The sequence below is a fragment of the Bradyrhizobium sp. USDA 4504 genome, assembly GCF_054063995.1.
On record NZ_JBSSGV010000001.1, the window covers coordinates 694,438 to 709,852 of the forward strand.

Here is a 15,415-nt window from a genome sequence, read left to right on the forward strand (position 1 = left end):
GTACGCCAGTGATCCGATCGGCGCGCTTTGCATCGCGAAGCAAAATAGCCGGCCTCCGCCATCCTCCGCTGCCGCTTCGGCCCTGACGCTTCCGCCTACGCCCTGCCGGGCTTCGGCGGACGAGCCGCTTACGGGTGCCGGCCCGTTCCGCCCGCCGTCTGAGTGATCGCTACGAAGGCCGCGATGGGCGCGGCCAACCCGGCAAAGGACCTCTTCCCATGACCGACCATGACGACATCGAACCGGCACAGTCTCCGACCGACCACGTCCTGAGCGAATTGCAGCTCTTCGGCTATCGTCCCTTCGACGACCGGCCAGATCCAAGACCTCTTCCCGAGGGCAAGATGATCGCCGGCGCCGTCGTCGATCTGTTTGACGCCTTGGTTGCCACTCTGAGCGATACGCGGCTTGAGCCGGACCTCGACGAGCTCCTTTGGTCGACTGTCAACCTGTTTCATCGTGCCGTCGAGCGCATGGAACGCCAGCTCGACGACAATGAACAAGCGCAGCACAAGAGCCAGCGAGAGCAGAACGGGTCCGAGGTGCGATCGGTTGAGCTCGAGCGCCTGACCGCGGAGGGCATCACGCTGATCGAGCGCAGAAATTGCCTGGAACTCTTCCGCGACCACGCGATCGAACGATTTGAGGTCCACACCGGTTCGTCCTGGCGTCCTCGATCGGGCTCGTTGGTCAACCACCGCACGCTCACCGCAGCGATGATCGACTCCCGCGACTTCATCGCCGCCAAGCATCGTTCCGAGACCGAGGTCATGTTGCCGCATGGAGTGAAGATCGCACTCACCGGCGGGCTCGACTTCAACGACCATCGCCTCATCTGGGATCGCCTCGACAAGGTTCATGCCAAGCATCCCGACATGGTCCTGCTCCATGGCGGCTCGCCCAAAGGGGCCGAACTGATCGCCTCCAAATGGGCGACCAGTCGCAAGGTGCCCCAGATCGCTTTCAAGCCCGACTGGACGAAGCACGCCAAGGCGGCACCCTTCAAGCGCAATGACGCCATGCTCGAACTGTTACCGATCGGCGTCATGCACTTTCCGGGTTCAGGGATCCAGGACAACCTCGCCGACAAGGCGAAGCGTTTCGGCATCCCCGTTTGGAGGTTCGGCGGCGCGTGAGCGCCGTCTTCTTGTCTCCTACCATCAAAGCGGAGTTGTGCGCGCCGCAACTCCGCCTCGTTCAGACTTTATATCCGAAGTTGCGCCATGGTGGTGGTGGAAGGCGCGACTTGCAAATCCATGCAAATGGAGCCGCCACCATGCCCGCCCTTGGGCTTGTTCTCAATGCGCTCGGCATCGGCTTGTTCTGCTGGGCGATATTCGCGCTGGCAGTGTATGCCTTGCCGTTTTTCGTCGCACTCATTTGCAGGATGATAGCGTTCCACGGTGGCGCCGACGTCATCGGCGCGCTGCTCGTCGGAAGTGTGGCCGGCGCGCTGACACTTGCCGCCGGTGAGGTCGCCTTCGCTGTTACCCGATCGCTGACTCTGCGCCTCGTGATTGCGACCATATTCGCCGCTCCAGCTGCCATCGCCGGCTACAATGTGGTGTTCGCCCTGTCCCAGATCGGGGTGTCGTCGCTGGCCTGGCGTGAGGCCTTCGCCTGCTTGGGCGCGTTTTGCATTGGCGGCACGAGGTGGACGCGCTTGACGGTTCTTGCTCGCAGAGGCCCGCCTGTTCGAGCCGGCTAGGCTGGTGGAGCAACCGTCTCAACCGTTCTTGCGGTCGCCGCACGCGAGGGATGATCCTTCGTCAGCTTCCTCGTCGAACGGGTTCGCCTGGATCGGCATATTGAATGTGGGTCAAGGGACTTGGAGCGAGAGGTAATCGCGGCCCTCTTCGGAGCGCTTCGACCAGGCTGGCGATCTCCGCCCGGCCCACGTGGTCGCAGCGGCGCGTGGCGTCGCTATCGATCGTTCTTCGTGGACGATACCGCCCTTCGCGGCAGATTGTTTCTTTCTCTTCGCTGAATCGTTCCGACATCTTGTGCAGCTCAACCGAGATTCGCCAGTCTTCTCCTTGAGATTGCGGTTCAGCACGCGGACGCACGTGGCCTCCTTGATGGCTTGATCTGGCCGAAGACCGGCTTCGCCTCGATCGTCTGAGCCGCAACGCCGTTGATGCGACTTTCTTCCCCTGGGCTTCGCCCATTCCTCGCGAGGCAAGAAAGTCGCCACAACGGCGTCCTCCGCTGCGCTCCGGCCCGCGAGGGGTGCGTCGCCGATCGTCCCCGGCCTTTAGATCGCCATCGAGGCCGCGGTAGTCGCGGGCTCGAAACACAACAGGAGAAGTGACATGGCTAACATCGGTTCTTTCAAGAAGGTCGGTAACGATTTCCAGGGCGAGATCGTCACCCTGAGCCTGCAAGCCAAGGGCGTCCGCATCGTCGCCGAGACCAACCGCTCAAACGACAACGCCCCCAGCCACCGGATCTATGTGGGCCGGGCCGAGATCGGCGCCGCCTGGTCGAAGCGCTCCGAAGAGGGCCGCGATTACCTCTCGCTCAAGCTCGACGATCCCTCCTTCAACGCACCGATCTACGCGAACCTGTTCGACGACGAAGGCGCCGAAGGCTACACCCTCCTCTGGTCGCGGCCGCGCAAGAACGGCGAGTGAGTTGAGCCGAGTGAAGCGCCCCGCCATCCGGCGGGGCGCTTCGCAATTCGCCTGAAGCGGCTTACGATTGCCAGGCTGCGCGGCGCTCTTGAGCAGGCCCCCAGTTCGATCCCGACGCTTCAGCAATCTGTCCGAGCACGGCAGTGCTTGCTGAGAGATCGCAGCGCTTGGGCGGCTTAAACCCGCTCGCTCCTCCTGCGTAATAAGTAGATCGTCGGGGACGCGGATTTTCAGCCATGATCTCCTTGAATCCGGCGCTATACGGGAGCTGAGCCGAGCGATCGTTCCTATTGTTGTCGAACGATCCTACCGGCTCCGGCGACGCTATGAGCGCGGCCGATCTTGATCGCAGCAGCCGCATTTCTCGCAAGTTCAGCGTCTCGGCTACGGTTCGATCTTGCGGCCGGGCAGGTGCGTCGCGCCCAATGACTGGACTGCGGTTCTGCGCGTCGATTCGGTGGAGCACCGCATCTGGTCCAGGGAGCCGCAGGTAGTCGGTTCGTCATAGTAGCCGAGTTGACGTTTGATGGCGACTAACGGGCATATGTAGCCCGGTTACTCTGGCGCACGATGAACGGGCGCGCGCGAAGCCCAAGCTTGGGATCAATCATCCAAATAGCAGGGGCAAGCGCTCGAGCTCCGCTATCCGCGCTCGCCCGCGCAATCGGTGGTGGGCGGCTTCTATCGCAAGCTTCTGTGGCCCGGGCGCGAGGACGAACAGGCCTTCCGTAGGGGTATCGGAAATCACTCCGTCATCTTCGGCATCCCCCTAAGCGCTGCTACTCCGCGATGGTGGCCGTCGACGCGCGGCGAACCTCGTTCGCGCTCCAGACGATCACGGAGCTTTTCAAATGTCCGATCCGAACGCGGGTAAGACGCCGCGTTACCTACGAACGTCCGAAGCCGCGCGCTTTTTGAGTTTGTCCGGCCGCACTTTGGAGAAACATCGAACGTACGGAACCGGCCCGGAATATCACAAGATCGGTGGGCGTGTGGTCTACTCGGTAGCTGACCTGACAGCCTGGGCCGAACTGGGCAAGAAGAAATCGACTTCCGATCCCGGTACCGGCACCGTAATGCCCGCAAAACGGCATGCGCCAATTCCTTATGCAGGTAAAGAGCGGCGCTAAGCAATGTCCATTAGCAAATCCTCGGCGCACCGCCGCCGTTCAGAGCGCGAGCAGCTTGCCCCGTTTCGCGCCCATCCTGCCAATCTCGCGCCGCGCGATGCGCAGGATCTCGTGGCTTATCCTTTCTTCTCACGCGCAAAGACAAACCGCATCGTGCCAATCGATTTCTGTGCAGGCACGATCGTAATTCGCGTTGAAGCCATGCGGAAACACGGCATGGCGGCCATTTCGGATGCAGATGTGCCGATCTGGGCCGTGCGCCAAATCGTCGAAGCCCGTGACACCGGTTTGAAAATGTCGCGCCTGATGGCTGCAACGCGTTACGAGATTTCGACCTTTGTCGCTCGCGACACCAGCGCGCGGGAATATGGCCAGCTAAAGACCGGGCTCGACAGACCGCAGTCAATGACAGTGCAGACTTCGATCCGCCAGCCGACAGAATGGCGACCGCATCGTTGCTCCTGGATCAACGAGTGGAAGGAGACGGTCGATGTCAACGGGCGTTCATTTGGTCTCGAGCTGATCCTGCCTGATTGGTTCTATACGGGTGTGGTTGATCACGGGCTCGTGCTGACGATCGGTCGCACCCTATTTCAACCTGACAGGCGGACTCGACCATCGCCTTTACTCGCACGTGCGCAAGCACGGTGGGCGCCACCACGGCGGCTCGAGCTTCCCGACCTTTGTGGATCTCCATGCCAAGTCCGGCATTCTCATGGAGCTCAAGCACTTTGCCGATGCCGTATGTCAGATCGTCCAACGCCAGACATTGCCCGGCTATCAGCTTGTACTCACGCGCAATCCGAACGGTACCGAGCGGCTGAACTTCGTACCGAAGCTTGGTGGTCCCTTCACGGCGTGCCTGCGCATGCGCGGTCTCATTCCAAATTCAAAGAACAATCTGTGAATCAACTCGTGCTATCGAGGACCGCGACCCTCGTGCCATCGGGAACCCAATCCTCCTGCTGTCGAGGTCCGAAATTGAGCTCAATTGCTCGTTTCTCCGCGCTTTACGACCGCGTTCACTTCACTAACCTACTGACCCCAACTTCTTATCGTGGATCCGCACGTTTTGAACAGATAGGCCATGTCTGCAGCGATGCCTCTTGCACTTGCTCTCCCACGCGCCACGCTTTCCTGCAATGCAACTCGTTTCTCGAACCTACAGATGCGGTCGCGCGTAGTACCGCGCGAACGCCAAGATCGGCGTCACCGTATTACACTCCTTGTGTTCCCTTGCGGCAGCTCGCTCGTCGAGGAGAACTCGGCGAGATACGTGGTTGGCACCAAAGCCACCACATGCCGGAATCTGGAGAATGGGCGGTCAGGCTAACAAGCGCAATGCTTGATGGCTTCAAGGCGGCCTGCCGATACGTCGCCGACCTTGAGCCCGAACGTGCGCAACGAGTCGCGGATCGCGTTCACCATATCCAGCAGCTTGCCGAGCAGCGCCGTCCGCCCGACCCGCAGCGCCCGCAACGTTTGCACGCTCTCCGGCCTGACGTGGACTGCGCGGAACCAGCCGGTCCGCATTATCTGCGCAATATCTTTGGTGTCGTTCCGGTAGGTCGCGTTCAGCGCCGCCTCGGCATGGCGCGTCTCGATGCAAAGCGCGGGGAGGCGCCTTTGGACGAGCGCCGTGAACAGCCATGCGCTGTACGAGAACGCTTCCAGGTCGACGCGCTTGAGGTGGATTCCTCACTCTGCCAGGACCAGCTCGATTGCGTCAGGGGCCGTCTCAAGTGTCGTCCCCCGGACGAGCTTGCCGTCACCATCCACCACGCAAATGTTCGTCGCCTCCAGCGAGGCGTCAGGACCTGGATAGAAGTCCGCCGTTCGCTTTCACCGTCGATCGACGCCGCGCGCCGCGCGCTCCGTTCGCGAATCATTGCGAGGCGTCGTCGCCGCAATGCGGCCGGCGAGGGGCCACAAGTCAGTATCCCGATTACCCGGAAATGCTCCGGATTTCGTCTGGCGGATCAGACCACGACTTGCATGAGAGGTGACTGGCAACGCCGCGGCGCCAGTCCTGCTAACCTTCAGGAGCGTCACGCGTGCTTAACGACACTCAAAGCATACGGCTCCCAGCTCGAGCGTCGGGGAGCGGTAGCATGAGCGATCTCACCGAAGTGGAACTGCTGTGGCTCGAAAGGCGAATCGAAAACCGCATTCGGTTCGGTCGTATCGTCGAGGAACGGAAGATTGATCGTCATCGGCGCGTCCTATCATTCGCGCCTGACAGCATCTTTGCATTTGTCCGTTGGACCTCCAACGACTTCGGTACGATCATTTCGCGGATCGACATCTTGCGCTCGGTCGCGCCGGGACAACGCTGCTCGACTGTGCCCTATGTGAAGCCCGGCGGAGAAATTTTGCTGCGGCTCTCCGGCTGGCCAAAGGTCGAACGCGTGCTGCAGATGATCGACGCAGTCGAGGCGCTCAGCATCGATCCCGCCGACGTCGCTCCAGATCACTGGCATCACGTCCACAACCGTCTGTCCGTCAATGAAAACCCGCGTCCCTACACGAAAACCCGCCACCAGGCGTGGCTCCATCGCCGGAGAGTGACGCGATGAGACGCCGCATGATGACGTTGACAACGACGTTTGGGGTCGCCGCTGCGCTGGTCGGGACTATCGCTCTGGAGCCGCTTCCTCTCTACATCTGGAATGCATCGACGAGCGTGCCAACCGGTCTTTATCGTTTACGACCGGCAACGGGCTTCCAGGTTACCGAACTGGTCGCCGTTCAGCCGCCAGAGCCGCTTGCGACCTTCCTCGACCTTAACGGCTATCTGCCCATCGGCGTCCCAATGCTTAAACGGGTGCTCGCGCTGCCCGGACAGACTGTCTGCAGATCCGGCCTCACGATTTCGGTTGATGACATTACAGTCGGCGAGGCCCGCGATCGCGACGGACGCGGCCGGCCGCTGCCGAAATGGCAGGGCTGTCGCGTCGTCGGCAAAGACGAACTCTTTCTGATGAACTGGCAGTCCAGCGACTCCCTGGACGGTCGATATTTTGGATTTATCCCGGCTTCCGCCGTAATCGGACGTGCGTTCCCAGTCTGGATGCGGGAGGAATGAGCGTGCGTGTTCCACGTGTTCACATCGCCGCCATTCCTTTGTTCGGTCCATTGCGGGACCATTCCCCCGTTCCGATCGATATCAAGGTCGACGCGCGCAGGGGTGGTCAAGGCCGGCCGAGCGGCCGGCACGAAGCAGCTTTACCCTGGACGGGCGCGAGCACGGTGGCCTGCTTGGCTCGATCCGTCGCGCGTGTGGTGCCCCTGGTGCTCCTTCTGACCGCATCGGGCAATGCTGCTTCAGCTGAGGACGGGCCGATCGCATTTCCAGCGATCCGTCAGGGCACACACCCGTTCGCGGGCTTCATCGACGAAGCCGCACAACGCTTTGCGATACCGTCAGCATGGATACGTTCGGTGCTGAGCGTCGAAAGCGCGGGAGACGTGCATGCCAGATCGCCCAAGGGCGCAATTGGCCTGATGCAAATCATGCCGGCGACCTGGGGGGAACTTCGCAAGCGCTATAGTCTAGGCAGCAATCCTTACGATCCACACGACAACATTCTGGCTGGGGCTGCGTATCTGCGTGAATTGCTCGATCGCTATGGCTCGCCCGGTATGTTTGCGGCGTACAACGCGGGACCATCTCGCTATGAAGCGCTTCTTGCGGGCGACGCTTTGCCAGCCGAGACGCAAGCGTATGTGGCAAAGCTTGCAACTCTGCTTGGCATCGAATTGCCTGCGGCGAGGACCGCCGGCAGGCGTCCATCGACGGCTGAAACGTTGTTCGTCGCATGGGTTGATCTGACGAGAATGCGCGATCGATCGGCAGAGCTCATGCCTTCGAGTGGCGCCAAGGCTGCAATCTCGGTGCACGATGTCTCGCCCATGGTCCCCCGGCCTATTGGTGTGTTCGTCCCTGGGTCGAAGGCGGGAGGATCGCAATGACCATATCGGCAGGTTCGCAAGCCATGGCGTGCAACAGCGAGCAATTGGCGAAAGAGCGAGGAGAGCGCACAAGCACGACAGCTGGACGGCGAGATAAAAGGGGCTCGCCGGCCGAACCGCAAGCCATTGACATGGCTTGGGTTCCGGCGTGCCGGTCGGTCGGGGCGCGTGCCGCGCCTTGCATTTTGACGAATGCAATCAAAGGCGTTTTCGGCACTGTAGGCGCTTTTGATCGTTGGGAGGCCGTTCCGTGAGCGTGCGCGACAGTGACCTGCGCATTCGGCCTGGGCGCATCCGCAGTACCCGTGCGCCGAAGCAAAAGAGCTTCATCAACCAGGTGCTACGTGCCGCGAAGAAAGCCGGTCACACCTCGGGGCAGGCTGCGGCTGGCAGACGCTCCGTGGCCTATGGGCGCTCGACGTTTGGCCGCGGCCGGCTCGCCTTTAGTCGCGCTAGATTGTTCAGCCCGACCCGGCGCGTCGTGGTGAAGGCGCGCGTGGTTCGTCACAAAGGGCGTGCCTTCCGTTCGGCGCCTCTGGCCGCCCATCTCTCTTATCTGAAACGCGACGGTGTGACCCGGAGCGGTGAGCGGGCCGAGATGTTTGATGCCGGCAGCGATCGTGCTGACGGCGCGGCTTTCGCAGAACGGTGCGAGGACGACCGCCATCATTTCAAGTTCATCGTCTCGCCGGAGGACGCCGGCGACATGACCGACCTGAAGGCCTTTGCCCGCGATCTCGCCAGGCAGATGGAGACCGATCTCGGCACGCGGCTCGACTGGGTGGCCGTCGATCATTGGAATACCGACAACCCTCACGTCCATCTTCTCGTTCGGGGAGTAGATGAGGAAGGGGCGGATCTCGTGATCTCCCGCGACTATATCAGCCAGGGCCTGCGCTCACGCGCCGAGGAACTGGTCGCCATCGAACTGGGTCCAAAACCGGAGCACGAAATCCGCAATTCGCTGGAGAGGGAAGTTACGGCGGAACGATGGACGCGGCTCGATCGCGAGGTCCGGCTGGCGGCCGATGAGACCGGCACTATCGATCTTCGCCCGGAGAATCCCGGCAAGTCCGATCCCGAGATCCGGCGCCTGATGGTCGGTCGACTTCAACACCTGCAGAAGATGGGGCTTGCCGCCTCCGCCGCACCAGGGGAATGGATGGTAGCTCTCGAGGCCGAGCGTACCTTGCGCGACCTCGGCATGCGCGGCGACATCATCAAGACCATGCACCGCGTTTTCACCGAGCGTGGGGAAGCGCGCGGCGTTGCCGACTACGTCATCGAAAGCGGACAGCCGACGTCCCAGATTATCGGACAGCTGGTTGACCGTGGATTGCACGACGAACTGACTGGCGAGGCCTATGCCCTGATCGACGGAACAGACGGGCGCGCGCACCACGTGCGCTTCCGGGGGCTCGAGGCTTTCGACCACGCACCGCCGGTCGGCGGCATCGTCGAACTCCGACGCTTCGGTCAAGCCGGCGAACCCCATCCCACCGTGGTGCTCGCGACCCGTTCTGATCTCGGTCTTGGTGAGCAGATCACCGCGAAGGGGGCAACCTGGCTCGACCACCGGCTGGTCGAGCGCGACCCCATGCCGCTCGCCATGGGAGGATTCGGCCGCGAGACCCGTGACGCCATGGAAGCCCGTGCCGAGCATTTGATCCAGGAGGGCCTAGCGCGGCGGCAGGGCCAACGCATCATCCTGCAGCGCGACCTCCTGAGCACGCTGCGCCGGCGCGAACTGGACGAGGTAGCAGCAAAGGTCTCGGCCGACGCCGGCCTGCCTCATATGAAGGCCTCGTCCGGGGAGCATGTGGCAGGCACGTATCGCCAGCGGCTGACGCTCACCTCGGGACGTTTCGCCATGATCGATAATGGGCTCGGCTTCCAGCTTGTGCCCTGGTCGCGCGAACTCGAAAGGAGGCTCGGCCAACACGTCACCGGCGTCGTGAAGGACGGCGGTAGCATCGAGTGGGGCTTTGGTCGGAAGCGCGACCTCGGCCTCTAGCAATCTATCCAATCAGTTACGGAAGGGCGTTCGCGATGTCCGGAACCAAGATCCTCTGGGGACAGGTGATCGTTGTCGGCCTGATCGTTTTGCTGGCCATCTGGGGAGCAACTGAGTGGACGGCTTGGCGGCTCGCCTGGCAACCGGAGCTTGGGCGCCCCTGGTTCGAACTGTCAGGCTTCAAGATCTATTATCCGCCAGTCTTCTTCTGGTGGTGGTTCGTCTACGATGCGTATGCGCCGCAGGTCTTCGTTGAGGGTGCGTTCATCGCGGCGTCGGGGACCTTCATTTCGATCGCGGCAGCGATCGGTATGTCAGTCTGGCGCGCGCGTGAAGCCAAGAACGTCGAGACCTATGGTTCGGCGCGCTGGGCTGGTCTGGAGGAGGTTCGAGCGGCCGGACTTCTTGGTCCGGATGGTGTGGTGCTGGGCAAGCTCGACCGCGACTACCTTCGCCATGATGGACCGGAGCACGTATTGTGTTTTGCACCCACCCGATCCGGCAAGGGTGTCGGTCTCGTCGTCCCGTCGCTGTTGGCTTGGCCCGGCTCGGCCATCGTTCACGACATCAAAGGGGAGAACTGGCAACTGACCGCCGGGTTCCGCTCGCGGCATGGTCGCGTCCTGCTTTTCGATCCGACCAACCCGAAGTCCTCAGCTTACAATCCGCTTCTCGAAGTGAGGCGCGGTGAATGGGAGGTTCGCGACGTCCAGAACGTGGCCGATGTTCTGGTCGACCCCGAAGGCTCGCTCGATAAGCGCAACCATTGGGAGAAGACCAGTCATTCGCTCCTGGTCGGTGCCATCCTCCACGTCCTTTACGCCGAGGCGGACAAGACTTTAGCTGGCGTCGCCGTCTTTCTGTCCGACCCTAAGCGGCCGATCGAGGCGACGCTGAAAACGATGATGACCACTGCGCATCTTGGCGAGCAGGGGGCCCATCCTGTGGTCGCATCGACCGCCCGCGAGCTCCTCAACAAATCCGAGAATGAGCGGTCCGGCGTCCTGTCTACCGCGATGTCATTCCTCGGGCTCTACCGCGATCCAGTAGTGGCCCGGGTGACGTGCCGGTGCGATTGGCGGATCGCCGACCTGATCGCCGATCAGAACCCGACGACGCTCTACCTCGTGGTGCCGCCGTCCGACATCTCTCGGACCAAGCCGTTGATCCGCCTGGTGCTGAACCAGATTGGCCGGCGCCTGACCGAGGATCTGCACGCCCGCGACCGGCGGCATCGCGTTCTGATGATGCTCGACGAGTTCCCCGCACTCGGGCGTCTCGATTTTTTCGAGTCCGCGCTTGCCTTCATGGCGGGGTACGGCATCAAGAGTTTCTTGATCGCGCAATCGCTCAATCAGATCGAGAAGGCCTACGGGCCAAACAACGCCATCCTCGACAACTGCCACGTCCGAGTCAGCTTCGCGACCAACGACGAGCGGACAGCGAAGCGTGTGTCCGACGCGCTCGGTACGGCGACCGAAATGAGAGCGATGAAGAACTATGCCGGTCATAGGTTGAACCCATGGCTGGGGCACCTGATGGTCTCGCGCCAGGAGACAGCAAGGCCGCTGCTCACCCCCGGCGAGGTCATGCAGCTTCCGCCGATGGACGAGATCGTCATGGTGGCGGGTACGCCGCCGATCCGGGCGAAGAAGGTCCGCTACTACGAGGATCGGCGGTTCACCGAGCGGGTTTTGCCGCCGCCTGATCCGGCGACGGCCGGCCGATCATTGCGAACAGACGGATGGTCAGCGCTCGGATCGCTGAAGGCGACGGCAGGTCCAACTGACAAAGCTGCGGAAGCCGAGGAAGACACGGCGAACAGCGGACTCCGTCGTGAGCCCGAACTCCCCGATCACGTCGCGATCGCCAAGGAGACGACCGAACCGACACCAGCAGAGGAATTTGCTGTCGTTCTAGACGATGACGAGGATGCGGTCCGTCAATCCCGGCTCATACGCCAACAGATGCGCGGTTTCGCCCGTCAAGTCGCCCTGGACCCGAATGACGGTATGGAGCTCTGAGGCAATATGCGCGACCGGATGAACGTCTATTTCCCGCCAGAGCTGCGGAAACAGATCTCGGAGCTCGCCGATCGCAAGAAGCTTTCCCGGTCTGCGATTGTGGAAGCGGCGGTTGCTTCGTTTCTGTCGCCGGACGGAGCGGACAGGCGGGAGGCGGCGTTTACCCGTCGCCTGGATCGGCTTTCCCGCCAGATGCAGAGGCTGGAACGTGACGTCGGCTTGACCGCCGAGACCTTGGCCCTATTCATCCGTTTCTGGCTGACCATCACGCCGCCGCTACCCAACGATGCGCAGGTTGCAGCGCAGGCAAAGGGCCGGGAACGGTTTGAAGGATTTGTCGAGGCGCTCGGGCGCCGCTTACAAAAGGGGCAAAGCTTTCTGCGCGAGATTCCAGAAGATATCGGCCGTCAGGAACCGGCCGAAGAAACCTGATCGAACCATGTAGATAAACTATTTCGCCGGTCCTTCTTTTTCTACGCCAGCCCACGATCGCAGCAATTTAGCCAAGCCCATGAAAAGCTGGACGCGCTATCGGCTCGAATGAGCTGAGGAGCAAGAAGGGCCAGCATGCAAATTTCAGGGGCATGGCGTCTCACTGGGCGCGTATTTTTCCCGTTTGCTGCTGGATACTATCTTTCGTATCTGTTTCGAACCATCAACGCCTTAATTGCCAGTCGTCTCAGTTCGGATACCGGGCTTGGGACGGCCGACCTCGGGTTGCTTACGTCCGTCTATTTCCTTGTTCTCGCGGCGGTCCAGATCCCAGTTGGCATTTTGCTGGACCGCTTTGGTCCGCGTCGCGTCCAGAGTGCGCTGCTCTTGCTCGCAGCAATGGGCGCTGGACTGTTCGCGGTATCCACGGGTTTCCTGTCATTCTTGATCGCACGCGCGATGATCGGGCTGGGCGTGGCAGCGGCTTTGACGGCGGGCCTGAAATCCATAGTCCTTTGGTTCCCCAGAGAACGATCTGCCCTGCTTAATGGCTACATGGTGATGCTCGGATCACTGGGGGCGGTAACCGCCACGGCTCCCGCCGAGCATCTACTCACCTTGATGGGATGGCGGCAACTCTTTGAGATCCTGGCGGCCGCTACCGGTGCGACGGCCATGCTCATCTATGTCGTGGTCCCCGAGCGAGCTGTTGTCCCTTCGACCCCGTCAATGTCCGCCAACCTTAGTGCGGTTTTCAGCGATAAACGTTTCTGGCGTATTGCCCCGCTGTCGGCGGCGTGCGTTGGTTCGGCCTGGTCTCTGCAGGGATTGTGGGCCTCACCATGGCTGATGGACGTAGAAGGTCTCGATCGTGCGAGCCTCGTAGGACAGCTGTTCATAATGTCGATTGTACTTAGTGGCGGAGCCTGGCTATTCGGTACGATTGTTCATTACATTAAACGAAGAGGTCTCGGGGCCGAGACAATATTAGCGGTGGTCGCAATACTGTTTATCACAGCGGAGCTAACCTTGGTTCTGCGCGTGCCTTTGCCATCCATCTTGCCCTGGTCAGTTCTCGCGATAGTCGGAACGGCAACCGTGGTCAGCTTCGCGGTGATAGCGGATTACTATCCGCCGGAACTTGCCGGTCGCGCTAACGGGGCCTTGAACGTCTTGCATTTTGGCTGGGCATTTCTGGCCCAATACGCGACGGGTCTGGTCCTGGAACAATGGTCCATAAATGATGGCCATAGGACCCTCCAAGCTTATCAAGTTGCGTTCGGTCTCAACGTAGCACTGCAAATCGCAGCGTTGGCTTGGTTCGCGCTGCCCTGGCGCCGATCCTTTGTTTCATGGATGAGATCAATTCCTTTCTTCATGCCAGCTATTGTTTCCAACGCTGTCGACTCAGCTGGCTTGTACGAGAATTCGGTCATCCTCCTGCCCGCAGATGACGACGCGGAGTGGTGAGCAGCAACTCGCGGCGAAGCGATACGATTGAGTAGACCTAAAAGTTCAGTTCTCAGTCTATCTTTTTCTACGCCAGTCTACGATTACCGAAAGCGCTTGTTGCGCCAAGTCCATCGGTGCCTTTTCTAATCATCCCCATCTGAGGACCCTCTTTGCAGGTCCTCATTCGATGGGGGCGACATTGGCGATCCAATCCTTTCAGTCGGAAGCGAATTCGCGCGGCGCGCGAATGCTGCGTAGCGCGCTTGGCGCAGCGGTTGCCGGCTACCTCGAAGATGAAGCGATCATCGAGGTGATGCTCAACCCGGATGGGCGGCTGTGGATCGACCGGCTGTCGAGTGGCCTGATTGACACTGGCGAGACGCTGTCGCCGGCAGACGGGGAGCGCATCGTGCGCCTGGTGGCGCATCACGTAGGTGCGGAGGTGCATTCCGGTTCGCCGCGAGTTTCGGCCGAACTGCCTGGGACCGGAGAACGTTTCGAGGGTCTTTTGCCTCCGGTCGTGGCAGCTCCGGCCTTTGCTATCCGCAAGCCCGCCGTCGCCGTGTTTACGCTCGACGACTACGTCGCCAAGGAGATCATGACTTCGGAGCAGGCGAAGTTCCTGAGGAGCGCGGTCGCCGCACGGAAGAACATTCTCGTCGCGGGCGGGACGTCGACCGGCAAGACAACCTTGACGAATGCCCTACTGGCCGAGGTGGCAAAGAGCTCCGATCGAGTCGTTCTGATTGAAGACACGCGCGAACTGCAATGCAAGGCGCCCAATCTGGTAGCGCTGCGGACCAAAGATGGCGTGGCAACGCTGTCAGATCTTGTGCGCTCCTCGCTGCGATTGCGTCCTGATCGTATCCCGGTTGGCGAGGTCCGCGGTGCCGAAGCACTCGATCTGCTCAAGGCCTGGGGCACCGGACATCCCGGTGGCATCGGCACTATTCATGCGGGCACCGCACTCGGTGCGCTGCGGCGGCTTGAGCAGCTCATCCAGGAAGCCGTCATCACGGTTCCGCGTGCGCTGATTGCAGAGACGATCAACCTCGTTGCCGTGCTTGCGGGGCGCGGTGCTGACCGTCGGCTCGCCGAGCTCGCCGTCGTCACCGGGCTTGGTGCCGCCGGCGACTACAACATCTCATCAGCAGGAGACTGACATGCGTCAGCAATTTCGAGCTCTTCGAGACGCCGCTCTACTCGCCGCCTCCGGCATGGTTCTTTTGGCGTCGGCGCCGGCATGGGCTGCCGGTTCGAACATGCCATGGGAGCAGCCGCTCAATCAGATCCTGCAGTCGGTGGAAGGACCGGTCGCCAAGATCATCGCCGTTATCATCATCGTTGTGACCGGACTCACGCTCGCGTTTGGGGATTCGTCAGGTGGTTTCCGTAGGCTGATCCAGATCGTGTTCGGTCTTTCGATCGCGTTTGCCGCCTCGAGCTTCTTCCTGTCGTTCTTCTCCTTCGGCGGCGGCGTGGTGATCTGATGGACGATCAGGTTGCAGGTTTTGTCGTGCCTGTTCACCGCGCGCTCACTGAGTCAATCCTGATGGGCGGCGCGCCGCGATCGGTCGCGATCGTCAACGGCACGCTTGCGGCAGCCCTTGGACTCGGACTGCGGCTCTGGATCGCGGGTCTTGTCCTCTGGTTAATCGGGCACATGGCTGCCGTGTGGGCCGCCAAGCGTGATCCCGCTTTTGTCGATGTGGTGCGCCGACATCTGCGCATTCCCAGCCATCTCAACACTTGAGCGCC

Annotated in this window: 15 protein-coding genes and 1 pseudogene; 15 read left to right on the forward strand and 1 reads right to left on the reverse strand. The window is 61.4% G+C overall.

Going from position 1 to position 15,415, the window contains the following annotated elements:
* Positions 1–218 precede the first annotated feature (218 nt).
* The 5 genes and pseudogenes from ACVMB1_RS02900 to ACVMB1_RS02920 all read left to right on the forward strand — a co-directional run bounded on the left by ACVMB1_RS02900 (position 219) and on the right by ACVMB1_RS02920 (position 4,670).
* Positions 219–1,136, forward strand: a complete 918-nt coding sequence (locus ACVMB1_RS02900) for a DUF2493 domain-containing protein (protein WP_456849869.1) — start codon at positions 219–221, stop codon at positions 1,134–1,136.
* Positions 1,133–1,708, forward strand: a complete 576-nt coding sequence (locus tag ACVMB1_RS02905; RefSeq protein WP_456848246.1) for a hypothetical protein — start codon at positions 1,133–1,135, stop codon at positions 1,706–1,708. The genes ACVMB1_RS02900 and ACVMB1_RS02905 overlap by 4 nt, the downstream gene beginning before the upstream one ends.
* 604 nt (positions 1,709–2,312) lie before the next feature.
* Positions 2,313–2,633 (forward strand): DUF736 domain-containing protein, encoded by a 321-nt coding sequence (locus ACVMB1_RS02910; RefSeq protein ID WP_456848248.1) that lies wholly within the window; start codon positions 2,313–2,315, stop codon positions 2,631–2,633.
* An 851-nt stretch (positions 2,634–3,484) separates the two neighbouring features.
* Positions 3,485–3,763, forward strand: a complete 279-nt coding sequence (locus ACVMB1_RS02915; RefSeq protein ID WP_456848250.1) for a helix-turn-helix transcriptional regulator — start codon at positions 3,485–3,487, stop codon at positions 3,761–3,763.
* 3 nt (positions 3,764–3,766) lie between these two features.
* Positions 3,767–4,670: pseudogene (locus ACVMB1_RS02920) on the forward strand (replication initiator protein A).
* A 422-nt stretch (positions 4,671–5,092) separates the two neighbouring features.
* Here the strand turns inward: ACVMB1_RS02920 and ACVMB1_RS02925 are convergent.
* Positions 5,093–5,296: a hypothetical protein gene (locus tag ACVMB1_RS02925; protein WP_456848252.1), complete on the reverse strand. Its 204-nt coding sequence runs from the start codon at positions 5,294–5,296 to the stop codon at positions 5,093–5,095.
* A 578-nt stretch (positions 5,297–5,874) separates the two neighbouring features.
* On the opposite strand from ACVMB1_RS02925, the gene ACVMB1_RS02930 reads away from it, so the two are divergent.
* The 10 genes from ACVMB1_RS02930 (at position 5,875) to ACVMB1_RS02975 (ending at position 15,410) form a co-directional block, all read left to right on the forward strand.
* The gene (locus tag ACVMB1_RS02930) at positions 5,875–6,339 is read left to right on the forward strand and encodes a DUF2840 domain-containing protein (protein ID WP_456848254.1); all 465 of its coding nucleotides are present in this window, start codon (positions 5,875–5,877) and stop codon (positions 6,337–6,339) included.
* Entirely contained in the window at positions 6,336–6,848 is a 513-nt protein-coding gene (locus tag ACVMB1_RS02935; protein WP_092090266.1) for a S26 family signal peptidase, read from the forward strand. Before ACVMB1_RS02930 ends, ACVMB1_RS02935 begins: the two co-directional genes overlap by 4 nt.
* Positions 6,845–7,735, forward strand: a complete 891-nt coding sequence (locus tag ACVMB1_RS02940; RefSeq protein ID WP_456848257.1) for a lytic transglycosylase domain-containing protein — start codon at positions 6,845–6,847, stop codon at positions 7,733–7,735. The genes ACVMB1_RS02935 and ACVMB1_RS02940 overlap by 4 nt, the downstream gene beginning before the upstream one ends.
* Positions 7,736–7,985: 250 nt before the next feature.
* The gene (locus tag ACVMB1_RS02945; RefSeq protein WP_456848259.1) at positions 7,986–9,749 is read left to right on the forward strand and encodes a relaxase/mobilization nuclease domain-containing protein; all 1,764 of its coding nucleotides are present in this window, start codon (positions 7,986–7,988) and stop codon (positions 9,747–9,749) included.
* A gap of 35 nt (positions 9,750–9,784) precedes the next feature.
* Positions 9,785–11,773, forward strand: coding sequence for a conjugal transfer protein TraG (locus tag ACVMB1_RS02950; protein ID WP_456848261.1), 1,989 nt, complete (start codon positions 9,785–9,787; stop codon positions 11,771–11,773).
* A 6-nt stretch (positions 11,774–11,779) separates the two neighbouring features.
* Positions 11,780–12,205: a ribbon-helix-helix domain-containing protein gene (locus ACVMB1_RS02955; protein WP_456848263.1), complete on the forward strand. Its 426-nt coding sequence runs from the start codon at positions 11,780–11,782 to the stop codon at positions 12,203–12,205.
* A gap of 135 nt (positions 12,206–12,340) precedes the next feature.
* Positions 12,341–13,675: an MFS transporter gene (locus tag ACVMB1_RS02960; protein WP_456848265.1), complete on the forward strand. Its 1,335-nt coding sequence runs from the start codon at positions 12,341–12,343 to the stop codon at positions 13,673–13,675.
* A 229-nt stretch (positions 13,676–13,904) separates the two neighbouring features.
* Complete coding sequence (gene trbB / locus ACVMB1_RS02965; RefSeq protein WP_176937267.1) at positions 13,905–14,819, forward strand: P-type conjugative transfer ATPase TrbB; 915 nt, start codon at positions 13,905–13,907, stop codon at positions 14,817–14,819.
* Position 14,820: 1 nt separating this feature from the next.
* Positions 14,821–15,147, forward strand: coding sequence for a TrbC/VirB2 family protein (locus ACVMB1_RS02970; RefSeq protein WP_092090260.1), 327 nt, complete (start codon positions 14,821–14,823; stop codon positions 15,145–15,147).
* Positions 15,147–15,410 (forward strand): VirB3 family type IV secretion system protein, encoded by a 264-nt coding sequence (locus ACVMB1_RS02975; protein ID WP_456848267.1) that lies wholly within the window; start codon positions 15,147–15,149, stop codon positions 15,408–15,410. Before ACVMB1_RS02970 ends, ACVMB1_RS02975 begins: the two co-directional genes overlap by 1 nt.
* The last annotated feature ends 5 nt before the right edge of the window (positions 15,411–15,415 follow it).

What these genes read in the sequence shown, in the direction of transcription:
- ACVMB1_RS02900 (WP_456849869.1), top strand. Translation starts at nt 219, where the DNA reads ATGACCGACCATGACGACATCGAACCGGCACAGTCTCCGACCGACCAC.
- ACVMB1_RS02910 (WP_456848248.1), top strand. Translation starts at nt 2,313, where the DNA reads ATGGCTAACATCGGTTCTTTCAAGAAGGTCGGTAACGATTTCCAGGGC.
- ACVMB1_RS02915 (WP_456848250.1), top strand. Translation starts at nt 3,485, where the DNA reads ATGTCCGATCCGAACGCGGGTAAGACGCCGCGTTACCTACGAACGTCC.
- ACVMB1_RS02925 (WP_456848252.1), bottom strand. Translation starts at nt 5,296, where the DNA reads ATGCGGACCGGCTGGTTCCGCGCAGTCCACGTCAGGCCGGAGAGCGTG.
- ACVMB1_RS02930 (WP_456848254.1), top strand. Translation starts at nt 5,875, where the DNA reads ATGAGCGATCTCACCGAAGTGGAACTGCTGTGGCTCGAAAGGCGAATC.
- ACVMB1_RS02935 (WP_092090266.1), top strand. Translation starts at nt 6,336, where the DNA reads ATGAGACGCCGCATGATGACGTTGACAACGACGTTTGGGGTCGCCGCT.
- ACVMB1_RS02940 (WP_456848257.1), top strand. Translation starts at nt 6,845, where the DNA reads ATGAGCGTGCGTGTTCCACGTGTTCACATCGCCGCCATTCCTTTGTTC.
- ACVMB1_RS02950 (WP_456848261.1), top strand. Translation starts at nt 9,785, where the DNA reads ATGTCCGGAACCAAGATCCTCTGGGGACAGGTGATCGTTGTCGGCCTG.
- ACVMB1_RS02955 (WP_456848263.1), top strand. Translation starts at nt 11,780, where the DNA reads ATGCGCGACCGGATGAACGTCTATTTCCCGCCAGAGCTGCGGAAACAG.
- ACVMB1_RS02960 (WP_456848265.1), top strand. Translation starts at nt 12,341, where the DNA reads ATGCAAATTTCAGGGGCATGGCGTCTCACTGGGCGCGTATTTTTCCCG.
- trbB (WP_176937267.1), top strand. Translation starts at nt 13,905, where the DNA reads ATGCTGCGTAGCGCGCTTGGCGCAGCGGTTGCCGGCTACCTCGAAGAT.
- ACVMB1_RS02970 (WP_092090260.1), top strand. Translation starts at nt 14,821, where the DNA reads ATGCGTCAGCAATTTCGAGCTCTTCGAGACGCCGCTCTACTCGCCGCC.
- ACVMB1_RS02975 (WP_456848267.1), top strand. Translation starts at nt 15,147, where the DNA reads ATGGACGATCAGGTTGCAGGTTTTGTCGTGCCTGTTCACCGCGCGCTC.